Source organism: [Empedobacter] haloabium, from assembly GCA_008011715.2.
Classification (GTDB): domain Bacteria; phylum Pseudomonadota; class Gammaproteobacteria; order Burkholderiales; family Burkholderiaceae_D; genus Rugamonas; species Rugamonas haloabia.
Map to the genome: position 1 here is coordinate 1,885,187 of CP136508.1, position 15,288 is coordinate 1,900,474.

The following is a 15,288-nucleotide window of genomic DNA, read 5'->3' on the forward strand; positions in this document are numbered from 1 at the left end:
ACTCGGCTTACAAAACCAACAGTACGGAGACGTATGACGACACGCAGAGCGTTCCTCAAATTCGGGGTGGGCGGCGCCTTGGCGCTGGCGGCCGGCGGCGCGCTGTACCGCGGCCTGGCGCACGGCGCCCCCGCCCGCTTCAATCTCGACGCCGCCGGGGGCGAGCTGCTGACGGCCGTCGTGCCGGCCCTGCTGGGTCCCGCGCTGCCCAGCGCGCCGGCGGCCCGACAACAAGCCGTTCAAGCGACCGTTGAACGCGTCTCGCTTGCCATCGCCGGCCTGCCGCTGGCCGCGCAGGGCGAGCTGCAAGACCTGTTCGGCCTGCTGGCGCTGGCCCCCACGCGGCGCCTGCTGGCGGGGCTGCCGGCCTGGCGCGACGCCACGCCGGCCCAGCTGGAAGCCTTCCTGCAAGGCTGGCGCCTGCACCGCTTCGCCAGGCTGCGCGCCGGTTACCAGGCGTTGCACGACCTCGTCATCGGCAGCTGGTATGCCGATCCGTCCAGCTGGGCCGCCATCGGCTACCCCGGTCCCATGCCGGAGCTGGCGGCATGAGCACGAGTCACAGCCCCATCGCGGATCCGATTGCCGCCGGCCTCGCGGCCGGCTGGAACGTCATCGACTGCGCCACGCTGAGCGCGAACCGGGTCATCGAGGCGGATGTCGCCATCGTCGGCAGCGGTGCCGGCGGCGGCGTCACGGCCGAGATCCTAACGGCCGCCGGCCTGAACGTGGTCATCGTCGAGGAGGGCGCGCTGAAATCGTCGCGCGACTTCAAGATGCGCGAGGCCGAGGCCTATCCGGCGCTGTACCAGGAGTCGGCCGCGCGCAAGACGCGCGACAAGGCGATCAACATTCTGCAGGGCCGCACCGTGGGCGGCTCGACCACGGTCAACTGGACCTCCAGCTTCCGCACGCCGCCGACCACGCTGGCGCACTGGCAGCGCCGCTTCGGCCTGACGGGTTACACGGTCGAGGCGCTGGCGCCGTGGTTCGAGCGGATGGAGCAGCGCCTGCACATCGCCGACTGGCCGACACCACCGAACGCCAACAACGACCTGCTGCGCCAGGGCGCCGGCAAGCTGGGCATCCACACGGCGGCGATCCGCCGCAACGTCAACGGCTGCTGGAACCTGGGCTACTGCGGCATGGGCTGCCCCACCAATGCCAAGCAGTCGATGCTCGTCACGACGATCCCTGCGGCGCTGGCCGGCGGCGCCACCCTGCTGACGCGGGCGCGGGCCGAACGCCTGGTGCTGCGCGGCGACAAGGCCGAGCACGTCCTGGTGGCGGCACTGGGCGCGGACGGCATCGCGCCCACCGGGCGCACGGTGACGGTGCGCGCGCGCCACGTCGTGGTGGCCGGCGGCGCCATCAACTCGCCCGGCCTGCTGCTGCGCTCGAGCGCGCCCGACCCGCACCGGCTGCTGGGCAAGCGCACCTTCCTGCACCCGACACTGGTCTCGGCCGGGCGCTTCGCCCAGCCGGTGGATGGCTTCGCGGGCGCGCCGCAGACGATCTATTCCGACCACTTCCTCGACACCCTGCCGGTCGACGGTCCCATCGGCTACAAGCTGGAGGTGCCGCCGCTGCATCCGCTGCTGCTGTCGACGACCCTGGCCGGCTTCGGCGCCGCGCACGCGGAGGCGATGCGCCATTTCGCCCGCACCCAGGGTATGCTGGCGCTGCTGCGCGACGGCTTCCACGACGGCTCGCAAGGCGGCCAGGTCCACCTGCGTGGCGACGGCACCCCGGAGCTGGACTACCCGATCACGGACTACCTGTGGGACGGCGCCCGCCGCGCCCTGCTGACGATGGCGGAAATCCAGTTCGCCGCCGGCGCCGAGGCCGTGCTGCCGCTGCACGAGATGGGGCGCCACCACGCCAGCTGGCCCGAGGCGAAGGCGGCGATCCAGGCGCTGCCGATGGCGCCGCTCTTGACCCGGGTCGCGTCGGCCCACGTGATGGGCGGCTGCACGATGGCGGCGGCAGAACGCGACGGCGTGGTCGCGCCCGATGGGCGCTACCGCGAGCTGGCCAACGTATCGGTGCACGACGGCTCGCTGTTCCCCACCTCGATCGGCGCCAATCCGCAACTGTCGATCTACGCCATCGTGGCCCGTCTCGCCACCGACCTGGCGGCCCGGCTGAAAGGATAGGAGCGCTTCAATGGTGGTTCGACTCCTGCTGGCGATCATGGCGGTGCAGGTGGTCTGCGCGCTGCTGATCTGGTACGCCGCCACGTCCTACGTGCCGGCCGACCTGGCATTGGTGCTGGCGCTGCTGGCCGTGCTGCTGGCGCGGCTGGCGATCGTCGGCAACAATTTCCTCCTGAGCCGACGCCATGGCAGCCCCGCGCCCGATCACCATCGCCTGACGCCAGGTGGCAAGCTGCGCCTGCTGCTGGGGGAGTTTCGCGCCACGATGCTGGCGTCGTCCTGGCACATGCTGCGCCACCGGCCGGCGCCGTTCCTGGCGCCGCCGTCGCAAGCCTTGCCGGTGCTGCTGATCCACGGCTACGGCTGCAACGGCGGCTACTGGCGGCCGCTGCGCCGGCAGTTGGAGAGCGCCGGCATCAGCCACGACGCGGTGGACCTGGAACCCGTCACCGCTGCCATCGACGACTATGCCGGCCAGGTGGAAGCGGGCGTGCAGCGCTTGCTGGCGGCGACCGGCGCGCCGCGCGTCGTCATCGTCGCGCACAGCATGGGCGGCCTGGTGGCGCGCGCCTGGCTGCGCCGCCACGGCGCGGCCGCCGAGGCGCGCGTCGCGCGCGTGATCACGGTGGGCACGCCGCATTCCGGCACCGCGCTGGCGTCGCTCGGCATCGGCGCCAATGCCGCGCAGATGCGCCGCGACGCTCCCTGGCTGGCGCGGCTCGCGCAGGACGACGAGGGACGTCGGGCCATGTTCACCTCGATCTGGTCGTGGCACGACAACATCATCGCCCCCCAGCTCTCCTGCCAGCTCGCGGGCGCCCGCAACGTGGCGCTGGGCGGCATCGGCCACGTCGCGCTGGGCAGCCACCCCCAGGTGTTGCGCACGATACTCGACGAGATTTTGACGGCGTCCACACCATCCGCTAGACTGTATTGATTGCTGGAAACATGGTCACGCCGGACACAGAACCGGCGGTCCGTGCGCGCGCCGCTTTCGTGCTTCGCGTGCCGGCGGAATAAGGGATACTGACAGGACGGGGAGGGCGCATGCCCGCAAGAAGGGCCCGCACACCATGCCAGCGGCAGGGGCGTGCCCAGGTAACACTACAGGAGTGCGAACGTGTCGGCACGGATCCTCATCATAGAAGACAATCCCACCAATATGGAGCTGATGGTGTACCTGCTGCGGGCGTTCGGGTACACGCCGCTCAGCGCCAGCGACGGGGAGGAGGGCGTGGCCGTGGCGCGGCGCGAACGGCCCGACCTGATCATCTGCGACGTGCACCTGCCCAAGCTCGATGGCTACGGGGTGGTGGCCGCGTTGAAGGCCGATGCGGGCACGCGGGCGATTCCCGCGCTGGCCGTGACGGCGCTGGCGATGGTGGGCGACCGCGAACGGCTGCTGGCCGCCGGCTTCGACGGCTATATCGGCAAGCCCATCGAACCGGATAGTTTCGTCACACAGATCGAGTCTTTTTTACCGGGGGAGATGTCGCCCCCTGAACAAGACGACATCGCAACGATCCTCATCGTCGACGATCATGTGCTGAACCGCGAGTTCCTGATGACGTTGCTGGGGTTCTCCGGCTACCGCCTGATGGAAGCGGCCAGCGGCGCCGAAGCCCTGAAGCTGATCGAGCACGACAAGCCTGACCTGATCATCTCGGACATCCTGATGCCGCAGATGGACGGCTACGAACTGGTGGCGCGGGTGCGCAGCAATCCCGCCACCGCGCAGGTGCCGATCATCTTCTATACCGCCACTTACCGCGAGAAGGAAGCCGCCGCCGTGGCCGAGGCCTGCGGCGTGCGCTGGGTGCTGCCGAAACCCTCCGACCCGGACATCATCCTGGGCACCGTGCACGAGGCGCTGGGTGCCAAGGAAGCGCCGCCGGTGCTGGACTTCGCGCCGCGCCCGTCGGACGATCCCAAGCTGGGCCAGATCGGCAACAAGATGGTGGAATACCTGGACGAAGTCGAGTCGTCCAGCCAGCTGTTGACGCAGCTGGCGCACCACGACGGCAATCACGCGCGCGACGGCGAGGCCGAGCGGCTGCACACGATGACGCAGCGGCTGTCGAACAGCCTGTCGAGCCTGCAGGCCGTCAGCCTGCGCCTGACGGCCCTGATCGAACTGGGCATCGACCTGGGTGCCAAGCGCGAGCCGCAAGGGCTGATCGACATCGGCTGCAAGGTGGCGCAGAACATCTGCGTGTCGCGCTATGCCTGCATCGGTGTGCTGGACGAGGATGCCGGCACGCTGACGCATTTTTCCTGCTGCGGCATCGGCGAGAGCGCGCGCGTGCTGTCCAGTAACCCGGATGCGGGCGTGCTGCGCCAGGTCATGCATGCGCGCCAGCCGGTGCGCATGGGCGGCCTGCCGGGCCACCCGTCCCACATCGGCCTGCCGGAGGAACACCCGCCGGTGCATTCGTTCCTGGGCGTGCCGATCATGACGAACGAGCGGGTGCACGGCTGGCTCTACCTGGCCGACAAGATGGGCGCGCCGGAATTCTCGGAGGTGGACGAGCGCGTGGCCGTCACCGTGGCGGCGCAGGTCGCGGTGGCCTACGAGAACCTGCGCCTGTACGACGAGATCCGCCGCCACCACGCGCAGCTGCAGGCGGACCTGGACGCGCGCACCAAGCTGACCGAGGACCTGCGCCGCTTCCGCATGGCGATGGATGCAACGGCCGATGCAATCTTCCTGGTCGACCGCGCCAATATGTGCTTCGTCGACGTCAACGTGACGGCTTGCCGCATGCTGGGCTACGAGCGCGAGGACTTCCTGCTGGTGGGCCAGCGCGACCGTGGCAGCGCCCCGGCCCAGCTGGCGGAGCTGTACGACAAGCTGCTGGCGGGCGACCAGAGCGGCGCGATGGCCGAGCTCCTGGTGCACCGCCGCGACGGCTCGCTGCTGTCGGTCGAGGTGCAACGGCGCACCCTGCGCTCGGGCCAGAACTGGATCCTCGTTGCCGTGGCGCGCGACATCACGGAACGCAAGGAAGCGGAGCGGCGCCTGCTGAAGCTGGCCCACTTCGATACGCTGACCAACCTGCCCAACCGCAGCCAGCTGTACGAATCGCTGACCCACTCGCTGGTGCAGGCGGCCGAGCACCGCTGGGCGCTGGCCGTGCTGTTCCTGGACATGGACCGCTTCAAGAACATCAACGACACGCTGGGCCACACCATCGGCGACGAGCTGCTGCGCCAGTTCTCCAGCCGGCTGGTGGACTGCCTGCGCGTGCGCGACACCATCGGCCGCTTCGGCGGCGACGAATTCGCGGCCATCCTGATGCTGCCGGACGGCGTGCAGAGCGCGCTGCCGGTGATCGACAAGATCCGCGAGGCGATGCGCCAGCCGTTCGACCTGAAGGGTCATGAGGTCACCGTCACGGCCAGCATCGGCATCTCGGTGTTCCCGGACGACGGCACCGACGCCGACACGCTGATCAAGTATGCCGATACGGCCATGTATCGCGCCAAGGAAGCGGGGCGCGACGCGTTCCGTTTCTTCACGGCCGAGATGAACGCGCAGTCGCTGGCCCGGCTGGACCTGGAGAACGCGCTGCGCCGCGCCATCGACAACGGCGAGTTCGTGCTGTACTTCCAGCCCAAGGTGCACCTGTCCACGGGCCGCATCAGCGGCGCCGAGGCGCTGATCCGCTGGAACCGTCCCGGCCACGGCATGGTGTCGCCGGCGCTGTTCATCCCGCTGCTGGAGGAGACCGGGCTGATCGTGCGCGTGGGGGCCTGGGTGATCCACGAAGCCTGCCGCAAGATCGCCCAGTGGAAGGCGTCCGGCGCCGGTGCCGTGCAGCTCTCGGTCAACGTCTCGGGCATCCAGTTCTTCGTGGGCGGCCTGCAGGAGGAGGTATTGAAGGCCTTGCGCGAGCACGACATCCCGCCCGAGCTCCTGGAGCTGGAACTGACGGAAAGCTCGCTGATGTCGAACGCGGAAGAGACCATCACCGTGCTGCAGACCTTGAAGGAGCTGGGCATCAAGATCTCGATCGACGACTTCGGCACCGGCTATTCGTCGCTGGCCTACCTGAAGCGCTTCCCGATCGACAAGCTGAAGATCGACATCGCCTTCGTGCGCGAGGTGACCAGCAATCCGGACGACGCGGCCATCGTGCTGGCCATCATCAACATGGCGCACAGCATGAAGCTGAAGGTCATCGCCGAGGGCGTCGAGAAGGATGCCCAGCTGGCCTACCTGCGCCGCCACGACTGCGACGAGATGCAGGGCTACTATTTCAGCCGCCCGGTGCCGGCCGACGATTTCGAGGCCATGCTGCGCGAGGGCCGCTACCTGCAGACGCCGGCCGACGAGGCACAGGACCGCGAGCAGCCGACCTTGCTGATCGTCGACGACGATGCCTTCATGCTGGACGTGCTGTCGGACTTCCTGGCGCAGGACGGCTACCGCATCCTGACGGCGCAGACGGCGGCGGAAGGCTTCGACATCCTGGCACGCTACCGTGTGCAGGTGATCCTGTGCGACCAGTGCATGCCGAAGATGAGCGGCACCGAGTTCATGGAGCGGGTCAAGAACCTGGCCCCGGACACGTTCCGCATCATGCTGTCGGCCTACGCGGACCTGACGCCGATCATGGCCGCGATCAACCGTGGCGCCATCGACCGCTTCTACACGAAGCCGTGGAAGGGCGCCGTTTTGCGTGAAAACATCCGCGAGGGCTTCCGGCTGCATGGCCTGGCGCGCGCGCGGATGCAGGCGGCGTGAGGACAGCCATGGCTAAGAAAGCGAAATCGCAGAACATCTGGCAGGCCGGCGTGGACGCGTTCGCGGCGCGGCGCAAGAAGGTCGAGGCACTGCGTGCGGCCGTGCGCAGTGCGCGCGACGAGACGCCGCGGCCGCGGCCACGCCTGGTTGCCGCCAACGATGGCGGCCTGGACGAGCTGGTGCGGCATGCCGCGCTGGCGGCTACCTTGCCGCTGCGGCAGGAAATCGAGGCGCTGAAGGACGAGGTGGCGGGGCTGCGCCGGCAGGTGGCGGAGCTGTCCAAGCGGGGCGGCTGAGGGGTCGCTTATTCCAGCCTCGGTGCCATCGGTGTTATCCTTGCAGGAGCAATAACAGAAATAACAGGAAACTCTCTCGCCCCATGCTACAAAAAGCCCCAAGACGCACACGCGAACGGATACTGGAGTTGTCGCTGCGCCTGTTCAACGAATTCGGCGAGCCGAACATCACCACGACCGTGATCGCCGAAGAGATGAACATCTCGCCGGGGAACTTGTACTACCATTTCCGCAACAAGGACGACATCGTCAACTCGATCTTCGTCCAGTTCGAGCAGGAGATCGAGCGCATCCTGCACGTGCCCAGCGGGCGCCGCTCGAACATCGAGGACGTGTGGCAGTACCTGCACCTGATGTTCGAACTGATCTGGCGCTACCGCTTCTTCTACCGCGACCTGAACGACCTGCTGTCGCGCAACCGCAAGCTCGAGCTGCACTTCAAGCAGATTCTGGCGCACAAGATCAAGGTCGCCACCCAGCTGTGCGTGGACCTGCGCAGCGAAGCCTCGCTGGAGGCGTCGGACGTGACGATCGAGGCGATGGCGACGAACATGGTGGTGGTGGCGACGTACTGGCTGTCGTACGAATACGTGCGCAACCCGCGCAAGTACACCGAGCAGCAGTCCATGGCGGACGCGCTGGCGCGCGGCTGCTACCAGGTGCTGACCCAGGTCGAACCCTATCTGCGCGGCGAGACGCTGCAGCGCTTCCGCAAGCTGTCCGACGATTACCTGAAAAAGCTCAACAAGTGAAAACGATCTGTGTCTATTGTGGCGCCCGTCCCGGCGCCAGCCCCCTGTACGCCGACGGCGCCCGTGCGCTGGCCGCGGCATTGGTCGAACAGAACCTGGCGCTGGTCTACGGCGGCGGCAAGGTCGGCCTGATGGGCGTGGTCGCCGACGAGGTGCTGCGCCTGGGCGGCGAGGTGACGGGCGTGATCCCGAACGCGCTGGTCGAGCGCGAAGTGGGCCACACGGGCCTGACGCGCCAGTTCATCGTCAAGGACATGCACGAGCGCAAGGCCATGATGGCGCGCCTGTCGGATGGCTTCATCGCCATGCCGGGCGGCATGGGCACCCTGGAGGAACTGTTCGAGATGCTGACGTGGGGCCAGCTGGGCATCCACGACAAGCCGGTGGGCCTGCTCAACGTGGGCGGGTTCTACGAGCGCCTGGCCGCCTTCATCGGCCACGCCCGCGACGAGGGCTTCATCGGCGCCGACCACGCCGCGCGCATGCTGGTGGCGGACGAGCCGCAGGCGCTGCTGGCGCGCATGCGGGCGCTGGCGCCGGCGCAGCCGCTGTACACCTGAGCTGGTGGGAGGCGGTCGGCGAGCTGGCGCGGCAGCCCGGCGCAACGGCGCTGGCCTGGGGATGGTAGTATTGACGATTCACTAACACCTTCCAGGAGTTGCGATGCTGTTATACGTCGACAGTCAGTACACCAGTCCCTACGCCATGTCCGTCTTTGTCGCGCTGAAGGAGAAGGGCATCGGCTTTGAAGAGCGAACGCTGGACCTGGAGGCGGGAGCGCGGCATGCGCCGGCGTTCGCCGCGCAGTCGCTGACGCAGCGCGTACCGACGTTGGTCGACGGCGAGTTCCGGCTGAGCGAGTCGTCGGCCATCACGGAATACCTGGACGAGGCCTATCCTGGCACGCCGCTGTATCCGGCCGATCCGAAGCTGAAGGCGCGCGCGCGCCAGGTCCAGGCCTGGCTGCGCAGCGACCTGCTGCCGATACGCCAGGAGCGCTCCACGCTGGTCGTGTTCTACCAGCCGAGCGACGCGCCGCTGTCGGCCAGCGCGCAGGCGGCCACGCACAAGCTGTTCGCCGCCGCCGAGGCGCTGCTGCCCGAAGGCGCCGAGCACGTGTGCGGCAATTGGTCGCTGGCGGACGTCGACCTGGCCGTCATGCTGCAGCGCCTGATCCGCAATGGCGATCCAGTACCGCCGCGCCTGCGCGCCTATGCCGAACGGCAGTGGCAGCGCGCTACCGTGCAGGCCTGGGTCAAGCGCGCCCGCCCGCCGCTGTAAGCGCCGGCCGGCGCCACGGGGCTCACCAGAGCTTCTGCCCCGAGTGCTCCATCACGGTGAGATAGACCCGCACGTCGAACTCGTACTGGTGGTAGTTCGGCTCCATGTACGTGCACAGCTTGTAGAACGCCTTGTCGTGCTGCTTTTCCTTGACGTGCGCCAGCTCGTGCACGGCGATCATGCGCAAAAACTCCAGCGGCACGTCGCGGAACATGGCGGCCACCTTGATCTCGTGCTTCGCCTTGAGCTTGCCGCCCTGGACGCGCGAGATCGACGTGTGCAGCCCCAGCGCGTGGTTGATCACGTGGATCTTGTTGTCGAAGACGACCTTGTTGATCGGCTCCGCGTTGCGCAGGAACTCGGTCTTCAGGTCCTGCACGTAGTCGTACAGGGCGCGGTCGTTGCGGATGTCGTGGGCTTTCGGATAACGTTGCAGCAGCACGTCGCCCAGGCGGTCCTGGGCCAGCAGCTGGGCCACCTGGGCGCGGGTCTGGTCGGAATAGGCGCCCAGGTATTTCAAGGGCGGGTCAAACGGGTGCTGGACGGTCGAATTCATGGCGGCGAGACTGTACCACAGCCGCGCCAGGCCGTATCATGGCCGCATGCATACCCACGTCAATTCGGTGGGGCTCCTGGTCTGCTCCGATCCGGCTCTGAACTACAGCACCCCCTCGCATATCCCGCGCGCCTGCCTGGACGCGCTGCCCCAGCAACCGGGCGTCTACCTCTTTCGCGACGAGGCCGGCGTTCCCGTCTACATCGGCAAGAGCGTCAACATCCGCCAGCGCGTGCTGTCGCACCTGCGCACGCCCGAGGAGGCGCAGCTGCTGGCACGCACCCGCCATATCGACCACGAACGCACGGGCGGCGAGATCGGTGCGCTGCTGCGCGAGGCGCAGCTGATCAAGGCGCACCAGCCGGTCTTCAACAGCAAGCTGCGGCGCATCCGCGAGATGTGCTCGATCCGCCTGGGCGGCGCGCTGCCGGAAGTGGTGTTTGCGAAGGACGTTGACTTCGGCCGCACCGACAATCTGTTCGGCCTGTTCCAGACGCCGCAAGCGGCGCGCGAGACCTTGCGTGTCATGGCACAGGAGGCCGGACTGTGCTCCGTCATGACCGGGCTGGAGAAGGGTGCCCCGGGCCGGCCGTGCTTCGCGCGCCAGATCCGCCGCTGCCAGGGCGCCTGCACGGGCGAGGAGAGCGCGGCGGGCCATGCCGCACGGGTGCGGGCCGCGCTGGCGCCGCTGCGCGTCACGCCCTGGCCATATCCGGGACCGATCGCCATCGTGGAACGGTCCGATGGCCTGCGCCAGCGCCAGCTGGTCGACAACTGGAGCTACCTGGGCACGCGGCGCCCGCGCGGCAAGGCGCCGGCACGTTTCGACGTGGACGTCTACCGCATCCTCGTCAAGCCGCTGCTGGCCGGCGCGCTGGCGATCGAGCAGCTGGCCTAGCGGGCGCCACGATACGGTTGGGCTCGTTACAGTGGCGTGGTTGACAAATCATTCACATCAAAGGAGCCCGACCAATATGCCCAGCCTGCTTTCTTCCGCCTTGATCGGCGCCGTCGCCAGCGCCCGTTCGATGACGCCGATGGCCACCATCGCCGCCGCCCGGCTTGCCAAGCGCGACACCCCGGGCGAACTGTTCCTGCTCGATCGCCCCTTGTTCAGATACGGTGCCCTGGCCATGGGCGTGGGCGAACTGGCCGGCGACAAGATGAAGACGGCGCCTGACCGCACCGTCTTTCTCGGCCTGCTGGCGCGCGTGATGAGCGCGGGGATCGCCGGCGCGGCCCTGGCGCCGCAGGGCCAGGAGAAGACGGGCGCCGCGCTGGCGGTCGCCACGGCCGTGCCGCTGGCCTACCTGACCTTGGCCAAGCGCAAGGACGCGATGGCGCGCATCGGCCAGACCAAGAGCGGCCTGATCGAGGATGCGCTGGTGGTGGCCGCCGGGGCGGCCGTGGTGGCGCTGGCGACGCGGTAGGGAGTAAACCCAATGGTGTCAGGCGCCTGACACCGGGGGCTATGCGGCGTCGTAGCCGACCTGCTGCAGCGAACGCTCCAGCTCCGCCGCGCCCGCCGGCAGGTCGACCTGCGCGCCCAGGTCGCGCATCGTCGAGCCGAACGCGTGCAAGGTGCGGAACAGGTGGTGCGCGCGGCACTGCTCGCCCATCTGGCCGATGCGCACGATGTCCAGGCCGAACGAGCCCGAGATCTCGACCCGGTAGCGGCGCGAGATGTGGGCGCAGACTTGCCGGCGGTCGATCCCGGCCGGTACTTCGATGCCGATCACCGAATGCAGGCGCGAGTCGGGCCGGCCGTACAGCGCCAGGCCGAGCGCCTCGATGGCGCGCTGCATGGCCGTGGAACAGCCGGCGTGGCGCGCGAAGCGGCGTTCCAGTGTCTCCTGGCACACCAGGTGCAGCGCCTCGTGCAGCGCCAGGATGCCGGAGACGGGTGCGGTGTAGTGGTAGGAGGCGTGGTGCCAGAACTGCGCGGCCAGCTTGGCATCCAGGCACCAGTGCGGCGGGTCGGCCGGGCGGTTCTCGATACGGTCCCAGGCCCGTTGCGACAGGGCGATCAGCGACACGCCGGGAATCGACGACAGCCCCTTCTGCCCGCCGGTGACGACGACGTCGATGCCCCATTCGTCCATCAGGAGCGGCGTCGTGCTGAGCGTGCAGACGGCATCGGCCACGACCAGGCAGCCGGCCGCGCGTGCCAGCCGGGCGATCTCGGCCAGGTGGTGGTTGAACGTCGTGGACGAGGTCTCGCCGTGGGCCACCGTCAGCACGGCCGGCCGTACCCGCGCCAGCGTGGCCTCCAGTTGCGCCAGGTCGACGACCTCGCCCAGCGGCACTTCCAGCGTTTCGACGTCGCCGCCGACGCGGCGCGCCATGTCGGCGAAGCGCGAGCTGAAGTAGCCGTTGCAGACCGACAGCACCTTCGTGCCGGGCCAGACCAGGTTGGTGATGCTCATCTCCATCGCGGCCGAACCGGGACCGGCGACGCCGATGATCCACGGCGACGCGGTCTGGAACACGTAGCGCGCCATCGACTGCACCTGGCCGATGATGCGGGCCATCGTATCGCCCAGGTGGTTGATGACGATCGAGTTGGCGTGCGCCACGCGCGCCGGGATCGGCACCGGGCCGGCTCCCATCATCAGCAGCGGTTCGGCCGGCAACAGGGAGTCCAGTGTCTCGATCACCGGCTGCGCAATGGGCATCGCCGCTCGCGCCGCCGCGGCATCGGCCGCCGCGGCATCGGCCGCCGCGGCATCGGCCGCCGCCGCATCGGCCGCCGCGGCCGCGCTGGCGGCGGAACGGGTCGTGTCGGTGGTGCAGGCTTCCTGCAGGGCGTGGTGAGTCGGGATGGGCATGGCGATCCTTTGCAAGGCGGTTGAAAGACGAGGCGGGGGACGGGAGGGCGCTGGTAGGCCGACTGGTTGCAAGGGCCAGCGGGATGGGCTGGCGGCGGCCGGCTCCCGGCGGGAGCGCGACGCAGCAGGACGACGGCCGGGGATGGTGGCGGTCGGGTACGATCGATTCTAGCAGCGTTGTTGCAATCCGGGCAATGGCGCCGCGAGCCAATCGGCTGGGCGCCCCGGCTGCCCGCGCTCGGCCGAAGTGACTACAGCGCCCCGCTATATAATCAGGTATATTGCGCTTTCATTAACCAGGCTTGCTGTTCACCATGTCCAGTCTTCCGTTCACGTTCGCGCCTTCCGCCTGGCCCGTCAGCCGCGCCAGCCAGCCATGACCGAACCGGCACTGACCGCGCTGGGCCTGTCGCTGAAGGTCGCCCTGTGGGCCACCGGCATCGATCTCGTGCTGGGCATGGGCGTGGCCTACCTGCTGGCGCGCGCCCGCTTTCCCGGCCGCGAGTTGCTCGATGCGCTGCTGACCCTGCCCATGGTGATGCCGCCGACGGTGCTGGGCTACTACCTGCTGGTCGTCATCGGCCGCAACGGCCCGCTGGGCCGCTGGTTGCACGACAGCTTCGGCATCAACCTGATCTTCACGTGGCAGGCGGCCGTCATCGCCGCCGCCATCGTCGCCTTTCCCCTGGTGCTGAAGGGCGCCCGCGCGGCGTTCGAGACGGTGGACGTGCAACTGGAGCAGGCCGCGCGCGTGCTGGGCGTCTCCGAGATCGGCGTGTTCCTGCGCGTGACCCTGCCGCTGGCCTGGCGCGGCATCCTGGCCGGCACCTTGCTGGCCTTCGCCCGTTCGATGGGCGAGTTCGGCGCCACCCTGATGGTCGCCGGCAGCATTCCCGGCCGCACGCAGACACTGTCGATCGCCGTCTACGAAGCCGTGCAGGCGGGGCAGGACGACACGGCCAACTTGCTGGTGCTGATCACGTCCGCCACCTGCGTGCTGGTGCTCGTGCTGGCCAGCCGGCTCGCGCCCGGCCGGAGCGTCTCAGCATGAGCATCCACGTCGACATCGCCAGCACCCTGCGCTCGGGCGCGCGCACGTTCCAGCTGCGGGCGCGCTTCGCCGCGGCGGGCAAGCGCGTCGTCATCTACGGTGCCTCGGGCGCGGGCAAGAGCCAGATGCTGAAAGCCATCGCCGGGCTGACGCGGCCCGATGCCGGCCGCATCGAGTTGTCCGGCCGCGTGCTGTTCGACCGCGCCGCGCGCATCGACGTGTCGCCGCAGCGGCGCCGGGTCGGCTACCTGTTCCAGGATTACGCGCTGTTCCCGCACCTGAACGTGCGCCAGAACATCGCCTTCGGCCTGCAGCGGGGCTGGCGCAATCCGCCGCGGCGCGGCGACAGCGCCGCCGTCGATTACTGGCTGCACGCGTTCGAGCTGGACGCCGTGGCGCAGCAGGCGCCCGAGCAGCTGTCCGGCGGCCAGCGCCAGCGCGTGGCCCTGGCGCGCGCGCTGGTGGCGGAACCGGCCGCGCTGCTGCTGGACGAGCCGTTCGCGGCGCTCGACCCGGCCCTGCGCGTGCGCATGCGCGCCGAGCTGGACGCCCTGCAGCGCCGGCTGGACATTCCGATGCTGTTGATCACGCACGATCCGGACGACGCGGCCCACTTCGGCGGCCAGGTGCTGACGATGGCGGACGGCGTCATCGTCGGGGAGCGCTTCCTGTGAGCGCCGGCAAGCTGGCCTTGCAGGGCAAGCTGTGGCTGACGACGGACGGCCAGCACCTGGGCGGCCCGGACCGCATGGCGCTGCTGGCAGCGATCGGCGCGCACGGTTCGATCACGCAGGCCGCCAAGGCCGTGGGCATGAGCTACAAGGCGGCGTGGGACGCCGTCGAGACGATGAACAACCTGGCCGGCACCGCGCTGGTGGAGCGGCTGGCGGGAGGCAAGGGCGGTGGCGGCACCCGGCTGACGCCACGCGGCGCGCAACTGGTCGAGAACTTTCGCCGGCTGGAGGATGCGCACCGCCGCTTCGTCGACTACCTGGACCGCCAGCACGACGGCCTGGCCATGGCACTGCCCGACCTCGACCTGATGAGGAACATGACCATGAAGACCAGCGCACGCAACCAGTTCGCCGGCACCGTCACGAAGCTGGTGCCCGGCGCCGTCAACGACGAGGTCACGCTGGCCATCGTCGGCGGCCAGCGGATCGTTGCCATCGTCACGCACGACAGCACCGTCAGCCTGGGCCTGGCGCCCGGTGTGGCGGCGTTCGCGCTGGTGAAGGCGTCGTCGATCATCGTGGCGGTAGAGGGCGATGGCGGCCGCTTGTCCGCCCGCAACCGGCTGACGGGCACGATCGCGCGCGTGCGCGCGGGGGCCGTGAATACGGACGTGACGATCGCGTTGGCGGGCGGCGGCACGGTCGGTGCGACGGTGACGCGGGACAGCGAGGAAGCGCTCGAGCTGCGCGAGGGGATGGAGGCTACGGCCGTGTTCAAGGCCAGCAGCGTGATTGTCGGGGTATAGGGTCGGTCCCTTCGGGACTGACCCTGAAGTTTGCTTATTGGTCAGCGAAGCCGAACTTCGGGGTCATGGTGCCGGCCTGCATGCCGGCACCGCTACGCAGGCGAGGAGCCATGCTCCTCGAAACCCCTGCTGCGCTCCCCT

15 protein-coding genes are annotated in these 15,288 nt (G+C 69.0%); 13 read left to right on the forward strand and 2 right to left on the reverse strand.

The features are described from left to right. The first annotated feature begins 33 nt into the window (after nucleotides 1–33). The 8 genes from E7V67_008220 (at nucleotide 34) to yfcF (ending at nucleotide 9,232) form a co-directional block, all read left to right on the forward strand. A complete protein-coding gene (locus tag E7V67_008220) occupies nucleotides 34–552 on the forward strand; it encodes a hypothetical protein (GenBank protein WUR15078.1) in 519 nt (172 codons plus the stop codon). Continuing rightward, the gene (locus E7V67_008225; GenBank protein ID WUR15079.1) at nucleotides 549–2,156 is read left to right on the forward strand and encodes a GMC family oxidoreductase; all 1,608 of its coding nucleotides are present in this window, start codon (nucleotides 549–551) and stop codon (nucleotides 2,154–2,156) included. Before E7V67_008220 ends, E7V67_008225 begins: the two co-directional genes overlap by 4 nt. Nucleotides 2,157–2,166: 10 nt before the next feature. Next, nucleotides 2,167–3,093: an alpha/beta fold hydrolase gene (locus E7V67_008230; GenBank protein ID WUR15080.1), complete on the forward strand. Its 927-nt coding sequence runs from the start codon at nucleotides 2,167–2,169 to the stop codon at nucleotides 3,091–3,093. Between the two features lie 183 nt (nucleotides 3,094–3,276). Further along, nucleotides 3,277–6,903 (forward strand): EAL domain-containing protein, encoded by a 3,627-nt coding sequence (locus E7V67_008235; protein ID WUR15081.1) that lies wholly within the window; start codon nucleotides 3,277–3,279, stop codon nucleotides 6,901–6,903. Between the two features lie 8 nt (nucleotides 6,904–6,911). Next, nucleotides 6,912–7,199 carry a hypothetical protein gene (locus E7V67_008240; GenBank protein ID WUR15082.1) on the forward strand — a complete coding sequence of 96 codons (288 nt, stop codon included), beginning with the start codon at nucleotides 6,912–6,914 and terminating at the stop codon, nucleotides 7,197–7,199. 83 nt (nucleotides 7,200–7,282) lie between these two features. Continuing rightward, a complete protein-coding gene (locus E7V67_008245) occupies nucleotides 7,283–7,951 on the forward strand; it encodes a TetR/AcrR family transcriptional regulator (GenBank protein WUR15083.1) in 669 nt (222 codons plus the stop codon). Further along, the gene (locus E7V67_008250) at nucleotides 7,948–8,511 is read left to right on the forward strand and encodes a TIGR00730 family Rossman fold protein (GenBank protein ID WUR15084.1); all 564 of its coding nucleotides are present in this window, start codon (nucleotides 7,948–7,950) and stop codon (nucleotides 8,509–8,511) included. The genes E7V67_008245 and E7V67_008250 overlap by 4 nt, the downstream gene beginning before the upstream one ends. Before the next feature lie 103 nt (nucleotides 8,512–8,614). Next, a complete protein-coding gene (gene yfcF / locus E7V67_008255) occupies nucleotides 8,615–9,232 on the forward strand; it encodes a glutathione transferase (GenBank protein WUR15085.1) in 618 nt (205 codons plus the stop codon). A 22-nt stretch (nucleotides 9,233–9,254) separates the two neighbouring features. Here the strand turns inward: yfcF and E7V67_008260 are convergent, their stop codons facing one another. Next, nucleotides 9,255–9,788: a YgjP-like metallopeptidase domain-containing protein gene (locus E7V67_008260; GenBank protein ID WUR15086.1), complete on the reverse strand. Its 534-nt coding sequence runs from the start codon at nucleotides 9,786–9,788 to the stop codon at nucleotides 9,255–9,257. On the opposite strand from E7V67_008260, the gene E7V67_008265 reads away from it, so the two are divergent. Together E7V67_008265 and E7V67_008270 are read left to right on the forward strand one after the other, a co-directional pair. Next, nucleotides 9,787–10,686 (forward strand): endonuclease, encoded by a 900-nt coding sequence (locus E7V67_008265; GenBank protein WUR15087.1) that lies wholly within the window; start codon nucleotides 9,787–9,789, stop codon nucleotides 10,684–10,686. The two genes, E7V67_008260 and E7V67_008265, sit on opposite strands and share 2 nt — an antisense overlap. Nucleotides 10,687–10,762: 76 nt before the next feature. Further along, nucleotides 10,763–11,218: a hypothetical protein gene (locus E7V67_008270; GenBank protein WUR15088.1), complete on the forward strand. Its 456-nt coding sequence runs from the start codon at nucleotides 10,763–10,765 to the stop codon at nucleotides 11,216–11,218. 39 nt (nucleotides 11,219–11,257) lie between these two features. Here the strand turns inward: E7V67_008270 and E7V67_008275 are convergent, their stop codons facing one another. Next, entirely contained in the window at nucleotides 11,258–12,463 is a 1,206-nt protein-coding gene (locus E7V67_008275) for an alanine--glyoxylate aminotransferase family protein (GenBank protein ID WUR16245.1), read from the reverse strand. Nucleotides 12,464–12,992: 529 nt separating this feature from the next. On the opposite strand from E7V67_008275, the gene modB reads away from it, so the two are divergent. From modB to E7V67_008290, 3 genes are read left to right on the forward strand one after another with little or no spacing between them, the layout of a single operon-like run. Continuing rightward, nucleotides 12,993–13,667, forward strand: a complete 675-nt coding sequence (modB, locus tag E7V67_008280) for a molybdate ABC transporter permease subunit (protein ID WUR15089.1) — start codon at nucleotides 12,993–12,995, stop codon at nucleotides 13,665–13,667. Continuing rightward, nucleotides 13,664–14,341, forward strand: a complete 678-nt coding sequence (locus E7V67_008285) for an ATP-binding cassette domain-containing protein (GenBank protein WUR15090.1) — start codon at nucleotides 13,664–13,666, stop codon at nucleotides 14,339–14,341. The genes modB and E7V67_008285 overlap by 4 nt, the downstream gene beginning before the upstream one ends. Next, complete coding sequence (locus tag E7V67_008290; protein ID WUR15091.1) at nucleotides 14,338–15,147, forward strand: TOBE domain-containing protein; 810 nt, start codon at nucleotides 14,338–14,340, stop codon at nucleotides 15,145–15,147. Before E7V67_008285 ends, E7V67_008290 begins: the two co-directional genes overlap by 4 nt. Nucleotides 15,148–15,288 lie beyond the last annotated feature (141 nt).

Excerpts from the sequence above, each read along its gene's own strand:
- E7V67_008220 (WUR15078.1), top strand. The coding sequence starts at position 34 with ATGACGACACGCAGAGCGTTCCTCAAATTCGGGGTGGGCGGCGCCTTG.
- E7V67_008225 (WUR15079.1), top strand. The coding sequence starts at position 549 with ATGAGCACGAGTCACAGCCCCATCGCGGATCCGATTGCCGCCGGCCTC.
- E7V67_008230 (WUR15080.1), top strand. The coding sequence starts at position 2,167 with ATGGTGGTTCGACTCCTGCTGGCGATCATGGCGGTGCAGGTGGTCTGC.
- E7V67_008240 (WUR15082.1), top strand. The coding sequence starts at position 6,912 with ATGGCTAAGAAAGCGAAATCGCAGAACATCTGGCAGGCCGGCGTGGAC.
- E7V67_008245 (WUR15083.1), top strand. The coding sequence starts at position 7,283 with ATGCTACAAAAAGCCCCAAGACGCACACGCGAACGGATACTGGAGTTG.
- yfcF (WUR15085.1), top strand. The coding sequence starts at position 8,615 with ATGCTGTTATACGTCGACAGTCAGTACACCAGTCCCTACGCCATGTCC.
- E7V67_008265 (WUR15087.1), top strand. The coding sequence starts at position 9,787 with ATGGCGGCGAGACTGTACCACAGCCGCGCCAGGCCGTATCATGGCCGC.
- E7V67_008260 (WUR15086.1), bottom strand. The coding sequence starts at position 9,788 with ATGAATTCGACCGTCCAGCACCCGTTTGACCCGCCCTTGAAATACCTG.
- E7V67_008270 (WUR15088.1), top strand. The coding sequence starts at position 10,763 with ATGCCCAGCCTGCTTTCTTCCGCCTTGATCGGCGCCGTCGCCAGCGCC.
- E7V67_008275 (WUR16245.1), bottom strand. The coding sequence starts at position 12,463 with ATGCCCATTGCGCAGCCGGTGATCGAGACACTGGACTCCCTGTTGCCG.
- modB (WUR15089.1), top strand. The coding sequence starts at position 12,993 with ATGACCGAACCGGCACTGACCGCGCTGGGCCTGTCGCTGAAGGTCGCC.
- E7V67_008285 (WUR15090.1), top strand. The coding sequence starts at position 13,664 with ATGAGCATCCACGTCGACATCGCCAGCACCCTGCGCTCGGGCGCGCGC.